This is a genomic window from Vibrio sp. ED004, from assembly GCF_023206395.1.
GTDB lineage: Bacteria > Pseudomonadota > Gammaproteobacteria > Enterobacterales > Vibrionaceae > Vibrio.
Genome location: NZ_CP066150.1, coordinates 475,484 through 492,164, shown reverse-complemented (window position 1 = coordinate 492,164; position 16,681 = coordinate 475,484). Strand labels below are relative to the sequence as shown.

Here is a 16,681-nt window from a genome sequence, read left to right as displayed (position 1 = left end):
TTATGTTTATGACTGGCTTTTTTGTTAGCTGAATATCACAAAACTCATTCACGCATATGGAATCATTTGCATTGATGTGGTTAATAAAACTGTTTAGTATTGCCGTACTATAAAAATGAATCTATAACGTCTTGGATATCATGGCTTTACCTAAAACACTTATTCGGCTTTTCAAACCATACATTATTTTATTAACCGGAGGGATGCTCTACCTTGCTGTGGCTCAGCTTGAAAAAGTAGAAACAGCAGCAACTGAACAATCATCATCAAACATTCGTATCGCAAGCTCCACTATTCGTTCCAACATCGAAGCCACATTCGGTAAACTCTATTTTTTAGAAACCAGTCTAGGCTTACCTAAAACGGATCCATTCGGTGATAAAAAATTCAGAGAGTTGAGCGATAATATTCTAAAAAGAACGCCAAACTTCTCCGATATCGTTCGATACCAACCACAATCCCAACAATATATATCAAGTCGTAGATTACCTCTTTCCCATGAACAAATCGATTCCATAAGATGGAACTCAATAGACAGTGTGGTTGAAGATTTCTACATTTCTTCGATTTACCAAAAAGCAGATGGTCGTTGGGTATTCGCAGTTAAACACACGGCGGAAAGATTGAATGAAGAAATATGGATTGAGTTTGACCTTCTACACACTACACAAGGATTAAGAGACTTAAAAACGCTTAATCACGGCTATGTATTTGTGGTTGACCGAGCAACAGAACGACTGGTCTTTCACCCAGATCCAAAACGTATCGGCTCTAAATCTGTCAGCTATCATGCTGGTATCAGCCATCAACTCTCACAAGGTGAAACTGTTGGTAAGCACGAATACTACTATCAAGATAACTTCAAAATATCGGTATTTGACGCAGATAACAGTTTGAACTGGGTGTTCATCGCAGGCACTGATCGCCATGACATCCTAACCAGTTCGCACCAATTTACATTAACGGGCGTGGTGCTTGGCTCACCGCTTCTGTTGTGGATTAGCGCAAACTATCTGGCTTACCGCTTAAACGTATCTTTGTCTGAACTGAACAAAGTTGAAGACCTTGCTAGCTTTAAGCGCAAATTGAAATCCATCTTGAATAGCTTTACCTATCATAAAGGTATCCAATTCTGTCTGTATCAGCCTGAGAGCCACTCATTCAGTACCATCGACTACCACGGAAACAAATCAACAGTACATTGTGACGATCTCTTAGCGGAACGCTTTGTCCCGGACTCCATGGCTTACAGAAACGGGAAATACGCCGATCCATTGGCTCGTAAACTCAAAATACACCAACGTCATTACTGTATTCCTATGTATTCTCGCAAACAGTTGATAGCAGTGATCTACCTCAACGCCAACTTGCCGATCAGTCAGAGTATTTTACGAATGATCCGTGATTACACTGAGGTCTCTTTGTCTAACTTACTGCTTCAACATCAATTGAGCAGCAAAGACCTGATGACGCAGTTAGACAATAAGAGCAGTTTCAGTATCGCCATCGAAAACTACGCGAGCGAGCCCGACACCTACGTCTCACTGATTGATATCGATAACTTCGACCATGTAAACCGTGCCTACGGTGAAGCGGTGGGAGATCAGATGATCAAGCTGACTGCAGAATCACTGCGTTCTTACTTCCCTAAGCCGAAAGGTCTTTGCTTGGCGCGTGTTGGAGGAAAAGAGTTCGCTGTATTGTTCAAGGCCAATGACGTGAAAGATGCCAAATTCCAACTAGACCAGTGCCGAATAGCAATCGCGGAGAAAGCCATCGTCACTCCAGATATCACCTTGTCACTAGGGGTTAGCGTGGGGTACTCACAAATAGAAGGCGAAACAGACTCAGCTTTAGCGCTGGCGGAACAGGCAAAGCTTATCGCGCAACAACTTGGTAAGAACCGAGTGGAAGGCCATATCAGAGCTTTCGCTAAAGCGTCATAGACATGAGCTAACACACTCGTATCGTAATTGGTGCGATACCAATAACAACAAAGCACCTAGGATTCATACTCTAGGTGCTTTTGTTTTTATGGAAAGTCATTACAATGCGCGTTCAACACGACGATACCCCTTTTCTAACGACACGAGCCTTATGAAGCTAAGTAACCGACTGCAAACTCTCTATTCCCTTGTCAGCAATGACTACCAACATATTTGGGACTGTTGCTGTGATCACGGCTTCTTGGGTGTTCAATTGCTGTCGGATAACAAATCGCCTCAAATTCACTTTGTCGATATTGTCCCGTCTCTAATGTGTGAGCTTGAAGGCAAGCTAGCGCGCTACTTTCCACAAGATAATAAAGCCGAACAAACGGTTACCAGCCAATGGCAAGTCTATTGTATGGATGTCGCCGCTATCCCTCTTGAGAAACATACTGGCAAACACCTAGTTATTATTGCGGGCGTCGGTGGTGATCTTACTCAAAAGCTCGTTGATGATATTCATCGTCAACACCCAGACAAAGCGATCGATTTCTTGCTTTGTCCGGTACATCAACAATTCGAGTTGAGAAGTCATTTAAAGGCGCTCAATTTTGGCCTTATTGATGAAGTGTTGATTGAAGAGAACCATCGTTATTACGAGATTTTATTGGTGAGTAATAGCCGCGGTGATTCAGAAAAGACCCAAACCGTTAGCGAGATATCAAACGTGGGTGACAAGATTTGGACATCGAGTTGTGATGAAAAAATGAAGGTATCTCAGCAGTACAAAGCCAAAACGCTGCAGCACTACTTACGTATTCATCAAGGCCAAGAAAAGCAAGGTAAGCCTAGTGAAGTTAAACACATCATCGATGCGTACCAAGCCATTTAACAGTAGTAAGCACTAACTATCCCGCTTACTTCTGAAAAACCTAATTCAATAAAAAAGCCGATAGTTCAAATGAGCTATCGGCTTTTTTTTAATGTTGTCATTTTGGTTTGAGCTTACTGCTCTTGTTTCTTATGAACCGCATCAGGCTGCTCAATCGTTTCAACCTCAGAGGGCGTATCAACCCCGTAAACCGTATCAAGATATTCGTCTTTCTCTTTCCACGTGTTGTTTAACCAACTGTGGAAGCGACGTTTAAATGCTTTATCTTCAAAGTAATTACCGTTTACGTTCTCGTCCATCGGGTGCAATTTAATACGCACCACCACCTTGGTCATTTTGCCTTTTAGCATATCTTCAAACGGAGATACTTGGTTTTCAGGGTAAGCCAGAGTCACATCAACAATACCATCTAAGATTGGGCCCATTGCAGATAGAGCAAACGCCACACCGCCAGTTTTTGGCTTCAATAGGTGTCGGTAAGGGGTTTTCGCTGTCGCCAGTTTGTCGTGGTTAGCACGCGTTCCTTCCACAAAGTTAACCAATGTTGTCGGCGCTAGCTTGAACTTGGTACACGCCTTGTTGATGGCATCGAAATCATCATTACGGCGCTCTGGGTTGCGTAACAAAAACTCGCGGGAGTGACGTCGCATGAACGGCATATCTAAGCCCCAGCAGGCTAAGCCAACAAAAGGCACGTACAACAGTTCGTGCTTAAGGAAGAACTTAGTCATCGGCATCTTATCTTTCAAGATAGAAGACAAAATCACAATATCCGCCCAGCTCAGGTGATTAGACATCATCAAGTACCACTGTTTGGTCGAGATGTCCTCTCCTCCTTCGACTTGCCATTCGATATCATTATTAATATTCAGCATCCAAAGATTGAGCGAAGCCCAACACCAAAATGTGAAGTTAGCGAGACGAGTACACGACTTCTGTACAACAGAGATTGGAAGAATCAGTTTGATGAGGCCAAAGAAGCTTACGGTAAACGCAGTCATTGCAGTATTAATGGTCACGAACAACACATTCAAGGCCATACGAAGATTATCAAGCATAAAACACGGCTATATTGAGATCGAAAGCCGCCATTATACTCATCTGTAAATTATTCTCTTTAGTTATTGGTGGATTCGTTCAAGGGTCAAACCACTCGTTGAGTTTAATCAAGCTCAGTTCAAAATTAGCCATAGCAAAGCCACCATAGTCCAACTTTTAATGAAACAAAAAGACCACTACAAGTCATTAAGACTCAATGCACGGTGTGTGTTTTTGACTCGATTAAGAGTAATTCCTCTCAGAAACTCAGTATTGATAAGCATTCTCATCATTGGCATGGTACATGCAACTCCAAAAAGTAAGATAGTTGAGTATCCTTAATGAGATAACTTCTCTACACAAAGGTGATGATATGACAGATATTCCTCATGGTTTGGTAACAGGAAAAGTAACACACAAGACAGAGTGGACAGATCAATTGTTCTCACTCCAAGTCAGTGCTCCTGTCTCCCCTTATCAGGCGGGTCAGTTTACTAAGCTCGGCTTACTCAATAGTGAGGATGAGTTTGTGAGACGTGCTTATTCAATGGTGAATGCGCCAGAACACACAAAAGGCCATCAGCATTTAGAGTTTTTGATTGTTAAGGATCAAAACGGTCAACTCTCTCCTCAACTTCATCAGTTGAAGGTAGGCGACGACATCTTTGTTGGCAAAGACCCTAGTGGATTTATGACATTGGATGAGATCCCAGAGATCGCAGACGATCTATGGATGCTTTCAACTGGAACTGCGGTGGGCCCATTTATCTCAATGCTCGAAAGTATGCAGATACAGGAGCAAAACGGCTCTGAATCTGAAAAAGCCGCCTCATTCAAAAACCTTGTATTGGTTCATGCCGTAAGAACAGAACAAGACCTGACTTATCGAGACCGTATTACTCAACTCGTCGATCACTTTCAAGGGAAACTTAAATATGTGCCAATTATTTCTAGAGAATCAGTCACCGGAACTTTGCGCGGACGAATCCCAAGCTTGTTACTTGGAGGCGACCTTGAGCAAACCGCGTCTGTCGCTTTCAATCAGACCCGCAGTTTTTTCTACCTTTGTGGCAATCCGCAAATGGTTCGTGACACGAGCGAAGCACTAACTAGCTTGGGTTTCGAGAAGCACTTACGTAGAAAGCCGGGTCAATTCAGCAGTGAGAACTATTGGTAAAGATTGCTCACCTACGACATAGAAGTACCCATTTCAAAGAACAGCTAGAGAAGAGGTTATATATGAGTCATTTACGTATTCCGTCACACTGGAAAATCCAACGTTCAACACCCTTTTTCACTAAAGACAACATCCCAGCAGCACTCCTCAACCATCACAACACCGCGGAAGGCGTGTTTGGTCAGATCTGCGTAATGGAAGGCACTGTCACCTTCTATGGTTTTGCTGATGCAGAAGCGACAGAACCAGAAAATGTTATCACAATCCAAGCAGGACAATTTGCCACCAGTCCACCTCAATATTGGCATCGAGTGGAACTGAGTGACGACGCACAATTCAACATTAACTTCTGGTCAGAAAAAGAGACCAAAAAGATGTTCAATGCTCGAAAGTAAGATCCATTCGATACTGATGAACTTATAAGCAAGCTACTTCGTGATATGATTTTTAATGTTCAATAAGTGAAGATAAAAGACCAAGTAACCATATTAATTACAATGACTAATGGTGATAGACAAGAGAAAAAAACTCTAGCACACTGAACAAAGTTGTTAATTTTAACCCCTTATCAAATAAACATAATTGGGGTATTCATTTTTTAGGTAAGAGAGGAAGCCATGCTCAACATTGCTTTTTTTAGCTCAAAATCATACGACGAAAAATCATTTGAACTTGCAAAAGGCGAACTCAACGCCGAGTTCCATTTTCACGATTTTCGACTCACTACAACCACAGCAAAAATGGCGCACGACAATGAAGTGGTGTGTGCATTTGTAAACGACGACCTATCACGAGACGTACTAGAGATTCTTGCACAAGGCGGCACCAAACTGATTGCAATGCGCTGTGCGGGCTTTGATAAAGTCGACCTAGACGCAGCCAAAGAGTTTGGTCTGCAAGTCGTTCGTGTCCCTGCTTACTCTCCCGAGTCTGTAGCAGAACACACCGTCGGCATGATGATGTGTTTGAACCGCAAGCTACACAAAGCATACCAACGTACTCGTGATGCGAACTTCTCCCTTGAAGGCTTAGTAGGCTTCAACTTCCACGGTAAAACTGTCGGTGTAATTGGTTCAGGAAAAATTGGCTTAGCGACGATGCGTATTCTGAAAGGTTTAGGCATGAACATCTTATGCTACGACCCATATCCAAATCCATTAGCCATTGAACTGGGTGCTAAATACGTGGAACTGGATGAGCTTTATCAAGAGTCTGACGTAATTTCTCTGCACTGCCCGATGAGTAAAGAGAACTACCACTTATTAGATGCAACGGCATTTGGCAAAATGAAAGATGGCGTGATGATCGTCAACACCAGCCGTGGTGAGTTACTTGATTCCACAGCCGCAATTGAAGCGCTCAAACAAAGCAAGATTGGCGCGCTTGGCCTTGATGTTTACGACAACGAGAAAGAACTGTTCTTCCAAGACAAATCTAACGATGTGATCGTGGATGACGTATTCCGTCGCTTATCTGCTTGTCACAACGTGCTGTTCACCGGCCACCAAGCTTTCTTGACCAAAGATGCTCTGTTCAACATCGCCAATACAACGCTCACCAGTGTTGATGCCTTCTTTGCTGGCAACACCAGCGGCAACGAACTCGTTTAAACGTTGATTGAGTTAATAGCAGACTGAGTTACAAACAAACTAACTCTACAAATACAAAGCCACGCTATTCTTAAGTGAACAGCGTGGCTTTGTCGTTTATCCAGTACTCTAAAACCGTCCCTAGAAGCAGAAATGACAATCTTCGGTGTCTAAACCATACACGCCTTTTCGAATCGCAAGGTGCTCTTCACCAGCTTTTACGCCCATCTCATAACCTGCATTCAGAGTGCTTTTATCCATAGTTAAACGCTTCACTGCGAAGGCTTCTGGCGGCGCTATCACCTTGATGGTCGCATCTTTTGGTGGATTACGAATGAACTCCAAAGATTGGTTGTAGTTTTCAGCACGTACCGCCATCGACTCAGCAATATTTGGAAATTTCTTTAGTAGTTTTTTCAGCATCCATTGGTGCTTTTGAGGCTTCATTCGGTAACTCAAAGGATGAGAAAGAATCACCGTAATATCGCGTGCACCACGACGGTATGCTTCGCGAACCGGAATCGAATCAGCCACACCACCATCGGTATAGCAACCACCAGAGAAGCACGGTGTTTCACGATAAGCGATAGGTAGAGCCGTTGTTGCTTCAACCACGTTAGAAAGGTTTTCTGGCTTGATATGATAGTAGTCTGCACTGCCCGTATCGACATTTGTGACAGCAGCAATGAGTGGGATACTTGAAAACAGCTCACCACAATCTAGCGGATAACGCTGATTGGATTCGTTCCATAACCATTTAACGTCCACTAAGTTACCACCTTTGGCAAAGCGAGCAGGGTTAAAGAAGGTCTTATCCGTCGCCATCGTGGTGATCACATCATAACTGCGTTTTGGTGCATGAGATAAGTAACCAACCAGATTCGACACACCCGCAGATACACCAATGGCAAAGTCATAAGGACGGAAATCGTCTTGCATAAAGGCGTCCAAAACTCCGGCAGCGAAGATGCCTCTCATTGCCCCACCTTCAACGATTAATGCGCTTTTACTCATCTCAAACTCTATTACTTTATAAACTGATAGCTGTAGAATAATCCCATCCATCTTATAAAGATAATGGGATATGTTTATCAATTCGATAGGTAAAAACTATCAATATAGATAGTTCAATTTTTCAATGAGCTAGCATTGCTTGATGAACAGCGAGATCAAAAAAGGCCATCGAGTGATTCACTCAACGGCCTTTCGATTAACTAATCAAGATGATTAACTACGACTTAAATTCGCTCACATCGATTTCAAGCAGTTTACCAATGCCTTCACCGTATGCAGGGTCGGCTTTGTAACAGTGTCTTAGGTGACGCAGTTGAATTTCTTTAGGTACGCCGCCTAGGTTACGAGCAGTGTTATCAAACAGAATCGCTTGCTTCTCTGGTGTCATTAGGCGGAACAAGTCACCCGGTTGAGAGAAGTAATCTTCATCTTCACGGTGATCCCAATGTGCTGCTGCGCCATCGAGGTTCAATGCTGGTTCAGCGAAATCTGGTTGCTCTGCCCACTGACCTTCATTGTTCGGCTCATAGCCTAATGTGCTACCAAAGTTACCATCAACACGCATTGCACCATCGCGGTGGTAGCTGTGTACAGGGCAGCGAGGTGCGTTCACTGGGATATGCTGATGGTTAACACCCAAACGGTAACGCTGCGCATCACCGTAAGCAAACAAGCGACCTTGTAGCATCTTGTCTGGTGAGAAACTGATACCCGGTACCACGTTTGCAGGGTTGAATGCAGACTGCTCAACTTCAGCGAAGAAGTTTTGCGGGTTACGGTTCAATTCAAACTCACCCACTTCAATCAATGGGTAATCTGCGTGTGGCCAGATCTTAGTTAGATCGAATGGGTTGTATGGTACTCTCGCCGCGTCCGCTTCTGGCATCACTTGTACTTTTAGTGTCCATTTAGGGAAGTCTTGGTTATCGATGCTGTCTAGCAGATCACGTTGGTGGCTTTCGCGGTCATCGCCGATCACTTGTGCCGCTTCTGCATCAGACAAGTTCTTGATACCTTGCTGAGATTTGAAGTGGAACTTAACCCAGAAACGTTCGTTGTCTGCGTTAATAAAGCTGAATGTGTGGCTACCAAAACCATGCATATGACGGTAAGTCGCAGGGATACCACGATCACTCATCACGATGGTGATTTGGTGAAGCGCTTCAGGTAGAGAGGTCCAGAAATCCCAGTTGTTCTTTGCGCTGCGCATATTAGTGCGCGGGTCGCGTTTCACGGCGTGGTTTAGATCTGGGAATTTAAGAGGGTCACGTAAGAAGAACACGGGCGTGTTGTTACCTACCATGTCCCAGTTACCTTCTTCGGTATAGAACTTTAATGCAAAACCACGAATATCACGCTCTGCATCAGCCGCGCCACGCTCGCCCGCTACTGTCGTAAAACGTGCAAACAAGTCGGTTTTTTTGCCTACTTCAGAGAACAGTTTTGCCTTGGTGTATTTTGTGATGTCGTGTGTAACGGTAAATGTGCCATAAGCACCTGAGCCTTTCGCGTGCATACGACGCTCTGGAATCACTTCGCGGTCAAAGTGGGCCAATTTCTCCAAAAACCAAACATCTTGAAGAAGTTGTGGGCCACGTTTGCCCGCAGTTTGAACATTCTGGTTATGAGCAACAGGACAACCCGCAGCTGTAGTTAGTTTTTTACTCATCATCAATTCCTTATTACCATTTAGGTACAGCATCTTTGCTGCACCTTCACTTCTGTATGGTGGTTATTCATCACACAAAACCACGCAGCAATTAAGGATATAGAATAAGCCTGACTCAAAGTAAAATATAATCGTTTGTAATTATCGTTATCATGGATAAAACCTATCGAATTAATGATCTAAATCATAATCATTCAATATTGATAATAATATTTAGAATATAATAATCATGAACTTACATGACTTCATGAACTAGTTCTAAGGTTCTCCCTTTCTCATCATAACTCACTAATTTTGCGATATTTTGTGACCTAACCGTAAAGTCGCAGCGATATTTCTTGCCGTTCTCGTTAAGTTAAGCTCTGCCTCTTGTAATACTTTTCCTAAAGTTTGTGGCGATCTTACGGTCCCGAACAAGCTGCTCATTTCACCGTAAAGCGCTTCGACTTCAGTGCCTAATGACCCGGCAATCCCTATAGTCGGAATACCTTGCAAGCTCGCACGTTTAGCAATGCCATAAGGTGTTTTACCTTGCAGGGTTTGGTTGTCCATTTGGCCTTCGCCGGTAATCACGAGGTCTGCGCCTTTCAACACTTCATCGGCTTGTAAAACATCGAGAACCATCTCAATTCCAGGTTTAATCTGCATATTGAATAGCAAACCCAGCCCCATCGGCGTACCACCAGCCGCGCCATAACCAGCGTGCTTGTGAACAGGTTCATCGCCACTAACACAACCTTGCGCTTCAGCGACTTGAGCAAAGTTAGCAAGCGCCTTATCCAGCGTTACAACTTGTTCTGGGCTTGCCCCTTTTTGTGGGCCGAATATATGGCTGGCACCGTTTTCACCACACAGCGGATTATCCACATCACACGCGACAATCAACTTTATATCAGCACAGCGTGAATCTAGACCTGTTAGGTCAATAGATGCTAACTCCGCTAGCGCAGCACCACCTCGGCTAAGCTCTTGCCCTGCATTATCTAACAGTGTCCCGCCTAACGCTTGAACAATACCCGCTCCACCATCGTTGGTCGCACTGCCACCTAACCCAAGAATAATGGTTTGAGCACCCTGCTCTATCGCTTCTAATATCAGTTGCCCAGTACCGAAAGAAGAGGCAACCAAAGGAGCTCGTTGGGCTGGAGTCAGTAAATCCAATCCAGATGCAGCAGCAATTTCAATCAGTGCGGTTTTGTTTGGATTACGCTCTGACGGTTCAAGCATTGCCAATTCTGCGTTTACAAGTTCACCCAGCGGCCCTTCTACTTGGTGGGTTCGCTTCTGCCCCACTAAACCTTGCAGCAACACATCTACTGTTCCCTCTCCTCCATCGGCCAGAGGTAAGGTCACATAGTCAGCGTCAGGGAAGATTTCACGAAAGCCCTTTTCAATACACGCCGCCACCGATACCGCCGATAAAGATTCTTTAAACGAGTCTGGTGCAATAACAATTTTCATAGACGTTGGCTCCAAAACTGAACGAGATCTACCAAGAAATAATTCCAAAACAACAAAACCACTATATAGAAGACAGCTCAACTGTGCGTATTTCGCTCTCTGAATTTGACCACTGCCTCAGATTTCAGCGCCACTATTTTATATTCAGTAAAGTTACTGTTTGCTCGAATTCCATAATTTGACAATTTTACTCCCGCGAAATTATCGAATTTCATTCGATTTAGTCTTAGAAACCAGATCCTGAACACGCTTTTTGTTTCGCATTGCGGAATTATAAAATCTTTTTGTCCCGTTTTTTTAACCGCTTAACACTTATTAGAGAAAAACTTAATAAGGAAATATTTCGCAACTTTGCTCACAGAATATTTTCGGAATAACAACAATAATTTATTCCGCATTATGGAATTTAACTTATCGGAGAGCACTGATGCCTTTAGTATCTACAGAAAAACTACAACAAGAATATGAACGAATCCTTTTGGCTCGCGACATGAAACCAGAGATGGCAACCAAGCTTGCAGCGGGTTTTGTTGAAATGGCAAACGAAGGCACTTACTCACATGGCATCAACCGTTTTCCGGTATTCATTGACCAAGTAGACAAGGGCCAAATCAAATTAAATGCTGAACCAGAATGCGTTAACAGCATGGGTGCATTAGAGCAATGGGATTGCAACTACGGACCTGGTGTTCTTAACGGTCTTATCTGTGCAGAACGAGCAATGGAATTAGCACGTGACTACGGTATTGGCATGGTCGGCATGCGTAATTCAAACCACTGGATGCGCGGCGGAGCTTACGTATTAAAAATGGCTCGTGAAGGTTTTGCGGGGATTGCATCAACAAACTCAATCGCAGTAATGCCAGCTTGGGGTGGTAAAGATCACCGTGTTGGCTCGAACCCTCTAATCATGGCAGTAGCTGGCGATCCACCTGTTGTTGTTGATTGCTCAATGACTCAATTCTCTTACGGCCAGCTACAAAACTTCGTGCTTGCTGACAAAGAACTACCTGTCGTAGGTGGCTTTGATGACAACGGTGAACTAACCAAAGACCCACATGTACTTTGGGAAAATAAACGTCTGCTTCCAATGGGCTTTTGGAAAGGTTCATCAATGGCAATCGTGCTAGACATGATGCTAACAGCTATTACTGGCGGCCACTCAGTACCCGCACTAACTGAAGATATGGGTGGTGAGTTTGGTGTATCTCAATTCCTTATCGCTATCGACCTAAGCAAGACAATGGACGAAAGCACTTACGCACAAGAAATGAAGCGCATTCGTGACTACGTACTTGAATCAGAGCCAGCAGAAACGGGCTCAGTGATGATTGCTGGTTCTGAAATTGAAAACTTCATCAAGAAACACGAAGCAGCTGGCGGCATTGAAATCAACGATGGAATTTGGGAACAGATTACGTCTCTGTAATTAGCCAAAGGTAGGGAAAGCTTTATGCAAAGTGTATTTAAGAGTATTTGGAAAAGTATCGATGTCATCATGGCGGTCATTCTGACTTGTATGATTGTACTGGTATTTACAAACGTAGTTTTACGCTACGGCTTTTCTTCTGGTCTTCGTCCCTCTGTAGAACTATCTCGCCTTGGTCTTGTATGGATTGTCATGCTCGGTGCAGCCGTTGTGCTACGCCGAGGTGAACACCTCGCGGTTTCGGAATTTTCTGAACGACTATTCCCTAAAGCAGTACCCGTACTAAGACGTATTTGTTGGGTAATTGTATTGATATCAGTCGGCATGCTTTACGTCGGTTCATACCGTCAAATGATGTCTAACTGGTCAGATATTTCTCAACTAACAGGGCTTCCTTCAGCGTTATTTTACTTAGCTGGCGTGGTGTCAGGCGTGTTAATGGGTGTGATTGCCTTTGTGCGAATCTTCAAACCAGACTGGCAGCTAGATAGCTTAGAAGAGGAGAAAGAATAATGACGTTAGCCATTTTCTTATCGGTATTGATTGTCTCAATCTTACTTGGTCTTCCTGTCGCATTTGCACTGTTGTTATCTTCAATGGCGTTGATGCTTCATATGGACTTCTTTAGTGCAGACATTCTTGCGCAGTCTTTAATTAATGGTGTCGACAGCTTCACTCTACTTGCCATCCCATTCTTCCTTATTGCAGGCGAAGTAATGGCATCGGGTGGTTTGTCGCAGCGTATTGTTCGACTAGCGACTACGTATGTCGGTCACCGCCAAGGTGGTTTGGGTTACGTAGCCATCATGACTTCGGTTTTACTTGCAGGCCTTTCTGGCTCAGCGGTAGCAGATGCCGCAGCCTTGGTAAGTATTCTTTACCCAATGATGAAAGCAGCAAAATATCCAGAAGCACCTTCAATGGGTCTATTGGCATCCGGCGGTATCATCGCACCTGTTATTCCACCTTCAATCCCTCTGATTCTGGTTGGTGTTGCTGGCGGTATCTCAATTAAAAACCTGTTCCTAGGCGGTATTGTTCCAGGCTTGTTGATGGGTATGACATTGATGTTTGTTTGGCGCTGGACGGTTCGTAAAGAAAATCTAGCGACGTCAGAAAAAGCGACAAAAGCAGAAAAGCGCGCAGCACTGAAAGATGGTGTTTGGGCATTGATGCTGCCAGTCATCATCATAGTTGGTATTCGCTTTGGCATTTTTACGCCAACAGAAGCGGCAGTCGTTGCGGCGGCATACGCAATCTTTATCTCTACGTTTGTGTACAAAGAACTCACCATTAAGAAGTTCTATCACATCGTACTGAACGCAGGTCGTTCGACCGCAATGGTAATGTTCTTAGTAGGTTGTGCAATGGTTGCAGCTTGGCTAATTACTGTTGCTCAACTTCCTCAACAACTCGCAGAAATGTTAGGTCCACTAGTGGATAGCCCTCGTCTACTCATGGCAGTGATTATGTTGCTTGTGCTGTGTGTTGGCATGGTTATGGACTTGAGCCCAACAATTCTGATTCTTGTACCTCTATTAATGCCTGTCATCAAGATGGCTGGGATTGACCCAACGTACTTCGGACTATTGTTCGTTATTAACTGTTCAATTGGTCTGATTACGCCTCCTGTAGGCACCGTACTGAACGTAGTGTGTGGTGTAGCTAGAGTTCCTATGTCTACGGCTGTGAAAGGTGTATTGCCATTCATAGCTGCGTACATGGCTCTGCTCACACTGTTTGTCATCTTCCCAAGCATTATCACTGTGCCAATGTCGTTTGTCATTGGTTAATCCTCGACGGAGAAAATAATAATGAAAACCCTACTAAAACTTACGTTACTTGCTTCAACGATTGCATTGAGCTCAAACGCGCTTGCAACAACCACTCTAAAACTGGCGCACGCTGCACCAGAGTCAGATTTGCAACAAGACCTATCTTTGTTCTTTAAGAAAGAAGTAGAAGCTCGTTCAAACGGCGAAATCAAAGTAAACGTATACCCACAAGGTCAACTGGGCAGTGATAAGCAGATGATCGACGGTTCACGCGCTGGCATCGTTGATTTAGCGATGGTTGGCCTAAACAACTACAACGGTCTAATGCCTGAATCAGCAGCATTCACCCTGCCATTCATGTTTCCAGATCGTCAAACAGCATACAAAGTACTAGACGGCGAACCGGGTAAAGAAGTGTTAGAGAACTTCGAGAAATTCGGTCTTAAAGGTCTTGGTTTCCCAGAAAACGGTTACCGCAACATGACCAATAACGAGAAACCGATTCGTCTACCTTCAGATGTCAAAGGCCTACAGATGCGTGTTAACGGCTCGAAAGCACTGAATGACATGTTCAATGAGCTAGGAGCGAACCCTCAGCAACTTCCAGTATCTGAACTTTATACTGCACTTGAAACAGGCGTTGTTGACTCTCAAGACCACCCAATTTCTGTAACGCTGTCTTTCAAGTTTGATGAAGTACAAAAGTACCTAAGCCTTACACAGCACGCTTACTCACCACTGGTTCTTACTATGAACCTACGTAAGTTCGACAAGCTAACTGAAGAAGAGCAAAAAATCATCGAAGAGGTTTCCGCTGAAGCCGTGGCAATGCAGCGTGAGCTAAGCATCCAGAAAGAAGACAAGATGATTGCTCAACTAGAAGCAAACGGTATGCAAGTAAACCGTGATGTTGATGGTGCGGCTTTCCAACAGGCGATTCAGCCAGTATGGAGCGCTTACATCGAGAAAAATGGCGATGTCATGATTAACAAGATCAAGCTAGCCACTAAGTAACGCGATTGAGTGCGATTGCCTAGCGCGTTTTTGGCTAAGAATTTAGCTAGGCAATCAACTCGTACTTCAACTCAATACAACATAGGCAAATACCATGTCTCAAGAACCAAACGCGTATCAAGAATTAAAAGAACGAGTGTTCGCAGCAAACTTACAACTTCCTAAATATGGCTTAGTTACTTTCACATGGGGCAATGTCTCTGAGATTGACCGCGAACGCGGCGTTATTGCCATCAAACCATCTGGTGTGGAATACGATGTAATGACGGCAGACGACATTGTGGTGCTGGATTTAGAAGGCAACCGTATTGAAGGCAAGTTAAACCCTTCAAGTGACACAGCAACCCACGTTGAGCTTTACAAAGCCTTCCCAAACATTGGCGGCATTGTTCATACGCACTCTCGCAACGCCACTATTTGGGCACAAGCAGGCCGAGATATTCCAGCGTTGGGAACAACACACGCCGATTACTTCTACGGCGATGTCCCTTGTACTCGATTACTCACTAAATCTGAAATTGAGTCTGAGTACGAGAAAAATACAGGCTTAGTGATCATTGAAGAATTCAACCAACGTGACATCGACCCACAAGCAATGCCAGGCGTGATCATCGCGGGCCATGCGCCATTCACATGGGGCAAAGATGGTTCAGACGCAGTGCACAACGCGGTAGTAATGGAAGAGATTGCAGCTATGGCAACAGCCACTCGCTCAATCAGCCCAGAAGTCGCTATTCAACCAGAGCTGCTCGATAAGCACTACAACCGTAAGCACGGTAAGAACTCATACTACGGACAGAAGTAAGGTTTCACACATGGATCAGCTGTTTACGCATCAGTCGTCTAAGCACAAGCTATTGGCTCTCGATCTCGATGGTACCGTTCTTAATTCAGAGCACACGATTAGCCAAGAGTTAGTCGAGACGATCAAACAGATCGCTCAGCACACTCATGTGGTTGTCGTTACCGGGCGCCACCATGTTGCGGCGAAGCCTTATTACGACCAGCTTGGCTTATCGACCCCAATAATTTGTTGCAACGGCACTTACATCTTTGATTACCAGAACGATACAGTCATTCAAGAAAACGCCATAGACAAAGACATCGCTGCCGAATTTATTAAGCTTTCTCAAGCACATAACTTGAAGATGGTGATGTACGTTCGTGATGCCATGCTCTACTCAAGAGCTCGTCCAATTGAATACATGGAAGCGCTGTTGACGTGGTCTCAAACCTTTCCGGAAAGCCAACGCCCTAATATTCAAAAGGTCGACGATTTCCAGCATGAGGCTCAAAGCTCTGACTATGTGTGGAAATTTGTTGTGGAAGGCGAAGTAAACACATTTGCCGAGATTCCTTTCGTAAAAGAGAACTTCAATGGCGAACGGTCTTGGATTGACCGGGTCGATTTCGCCGCAACGGGAAACAGCAAAGGTAATGCGTTGACTCGCTACATCGAACCTCTAGGCATCAGTCTAGACGAGTGCATCGCCGTAGGAGACAACCATAACGATATCTCAATGCTTAAGGCCGTTGGTCTCGGCGTTGCGATGCAAAATGCCGACGATACGGTAAAAAGTTCTGCAGACCTGATCACACAAAAAAATAACGATGATGAGACAGGGCTAGCTGAACTCTTACACCGCTTATTTACCTAACCCTGCTCGTTTCTTGATAGCCGTTTATTTTATAAGA

General features: G+C 44.2%; 15 protein-coding genes. 11 read left to right on the top strand and 4 right to left on the bottom strand.

Translation table 11 applies throughout. The features are described 5' to 3' along the window. Positions 1-203 precede the first annotated feature (203 nt). Together ITG10_RS19800 and ITG10_RS19795 are read left to right on the top strand one after the other, a co-directional pair. On the top strand, positions 204-1,946 hold the full coding sequence (locus ITG10_RS19800; RefSeq protein ID WP_248387171.1) for a diguanylate cyclase: 1,743 nt from the start codon (positions 204-206) through the stop codon (positions 1,944-1,946). 151 nt (positions 1,947-2,097) lie between these two features. Then, complete coding sequence (locus ITG10_RS19795) at positions 2,098-2,820, top strand: tRNA (adenine(22)-N(1))-methyltransferase TrmK (protein ID WP_026084172.1); 723 nt, start codon at positions 2,098-2,100, stop codon at positions 2,818-2,820. Positions 2,821-2,933: 113 nt separating this feature from the next. Here the strand turns inward: ITG10_RS19795 and ITG10_RS19790 are convergent, their stop codons facing one another. Beyond that, a complete protein-coding gene (locus ITG10_RS19790; RefSeq protein WP_017630180.1) occupies positions 2,934-3,878 on the bottom strand; it encodes an acyltransferase in 945 nt (314 codons plus the stop codon). Positions 3,879-4,231: 353 nt separating this feature from the next. Between ITG10_RS19790 and ITG10_RS19785 the strand changes: the two genes are divergently transcribed. The 3 genes from ITG10_RS19785 (at position 4,232) to ITG10_RS19775 (ending at position 6,645) form a co-directional block, all read left to right on the top strand. After that, a complete protein-coding gene (locus tag ITG10_RS19785; RefSeq protein ID WP_017630179.1) occupies positions 4,232-5,035 on the top strand; it encodes a ferredoxin--NADP reductase in 804 nt (267 codons plus the stop codon). A 62-nt stretch (positions 5,036-5,097) separates the two neighbouring features. Next, complete coding sequence (locus ITG10_RS19780; protein ID WP_017630178.1) at positions 5,098-5,430, top strand: DUF1971 domain-containing protein; 333 nt, start codon at positions 5,098-5,100, stop codon at positions 5,428-5,430. 222 nt (positions 5,431-5,652) lie between these two features. Further along, complete coding sequence (locus ITG10_RS19775) at positions 5,653-6,645, top strand: 2-hydroxyacid dehydrogenase (RefSeq protein WP_017630177.1); 993 nt, start codon at positions 5,653-5,655, stop codon at positions 6,643-6,645. A gap of 120 nt (positions 6,646-6,765) precedes the next feature. Here ITG10_RS19775 and ITG10_RS19770 read toward each other — a convergent pair whose 3' ends face one another. The 3 genes from ITG10_RS19770 to ITG10_RS19760 form a co-directional block, all read right to left on the bottom strand. Further along, on the bottom strand, positions 6,766-7,638 hold the full coding sequence (locus tag ITG10_RS19770) for a patatin family protein (protein WP_017630176.1): 873 nt from the start codon (positions 7,636-7,638) through the stop codon (positions 6,766-6,768). 217 nt (positions 7,639-7,855) lie between these two features. Next, on the bottom strand, positions 7,856-9,307 hold the full coding sequence (locus tag ITG10_RS19765) for a catalase (protein WP_248387091.1): 1,452 nt from the start codon (positions 9,305-9,307) through the stop codon (positions 7,856-7,858). Between the two features lie 288 nt (positions 9,308-9,595). Next, complete coding sequence (locus ITG10_RS19760; protein ID WP_017630174.1) at positions 9,596-10,768, bottom strand: glycerate kinase; 1,173 nt, start codon at positions 10,766-10,768, stop codon at positions 9,596-9,598. A gap of 427 nt (positions 10,769-11,195) precedes the next feature. Between ITG10_RS19760 and yiaK the strand changes: the two genes are divergently transcribed. From yiaK to ITG10_RS19730, 6 genes are all read left to right on the top strand, one after another. After that, entirely contained in the window at positions 11,196-12,197 is a 1,002-nt protein-coding gene (yiaK, locus tag ITG10_RS19755) for a 3-dehydro-L-gulonate 2-dehydrogenase (protein WP_017630173.1), read from the top strand. A gap of 24 nt (positions 12,198-12,221) precedes the next feature. Next, the gene (locus tag ITG10_RS19750; protein ID WP_017630172.1) at positions 12,222-12,710 is read left to right on the top strand and encodes a TRAP transporter small permease; all 489 of its coding nucleotides are present in this window, start codon (positions 12,222-12,224) and stop codon (positions 12,708-12,710) included. Then, positions 12,710-13,990 (top strand): TRAP transporter large permease subunit, encoded by a 1,281-nt coding sequence (locus tag ITG10_RS19745; protein ID WP_017058865.1) that lies wholly within the window; start codon positions 12,710-12,712, stop codon positions 13,988-13,990. The genes ITG10_RS19750 and ITG10_RS19745 overlap by 1 nt, the downstream gene beginning before the upstream one ends. Before the next feature lie 21 nt (positions 13,991-14,011). Then, entirely contained in the window at positions 14,012-14,986 is a 975-nt protein-coding gene (locus ITG10_RS19740) for a DctP family TRAP transporter solute-binding subunit (RefSeq protein ID WP_017630171.1), read from the top strand. A gap of 94 nt (positions 14,987-15,080) precedes the next feature. Next, positions 15,081-15,791: an L-ribulose-5-phosphate 4-epimerase gene (locus tag ITG10_RS19735; protein ID WP_017058867.1), complete on the top strand. Its 711-nt coding sequence runs from the start codon at positions 15,081-15,083 to the stop codon at positions 15,789-15,791. Positions 15,792-15,801: 10 nt separating this feature from the next. Continuing rightward, positions 15,802-16,644 (top strand): Cof-type HAD-IIB family hydrolase, encoded by an 843-nt coding sequence (locus tag ITG10_RS19730; protein WP_017630170.1) that lies wholly within the window; start codon positions 15,802-15,804, stop codon positions 16,642-16,644. Positions 16,645-16,681 lie beyond the last annotated feature (37 nt).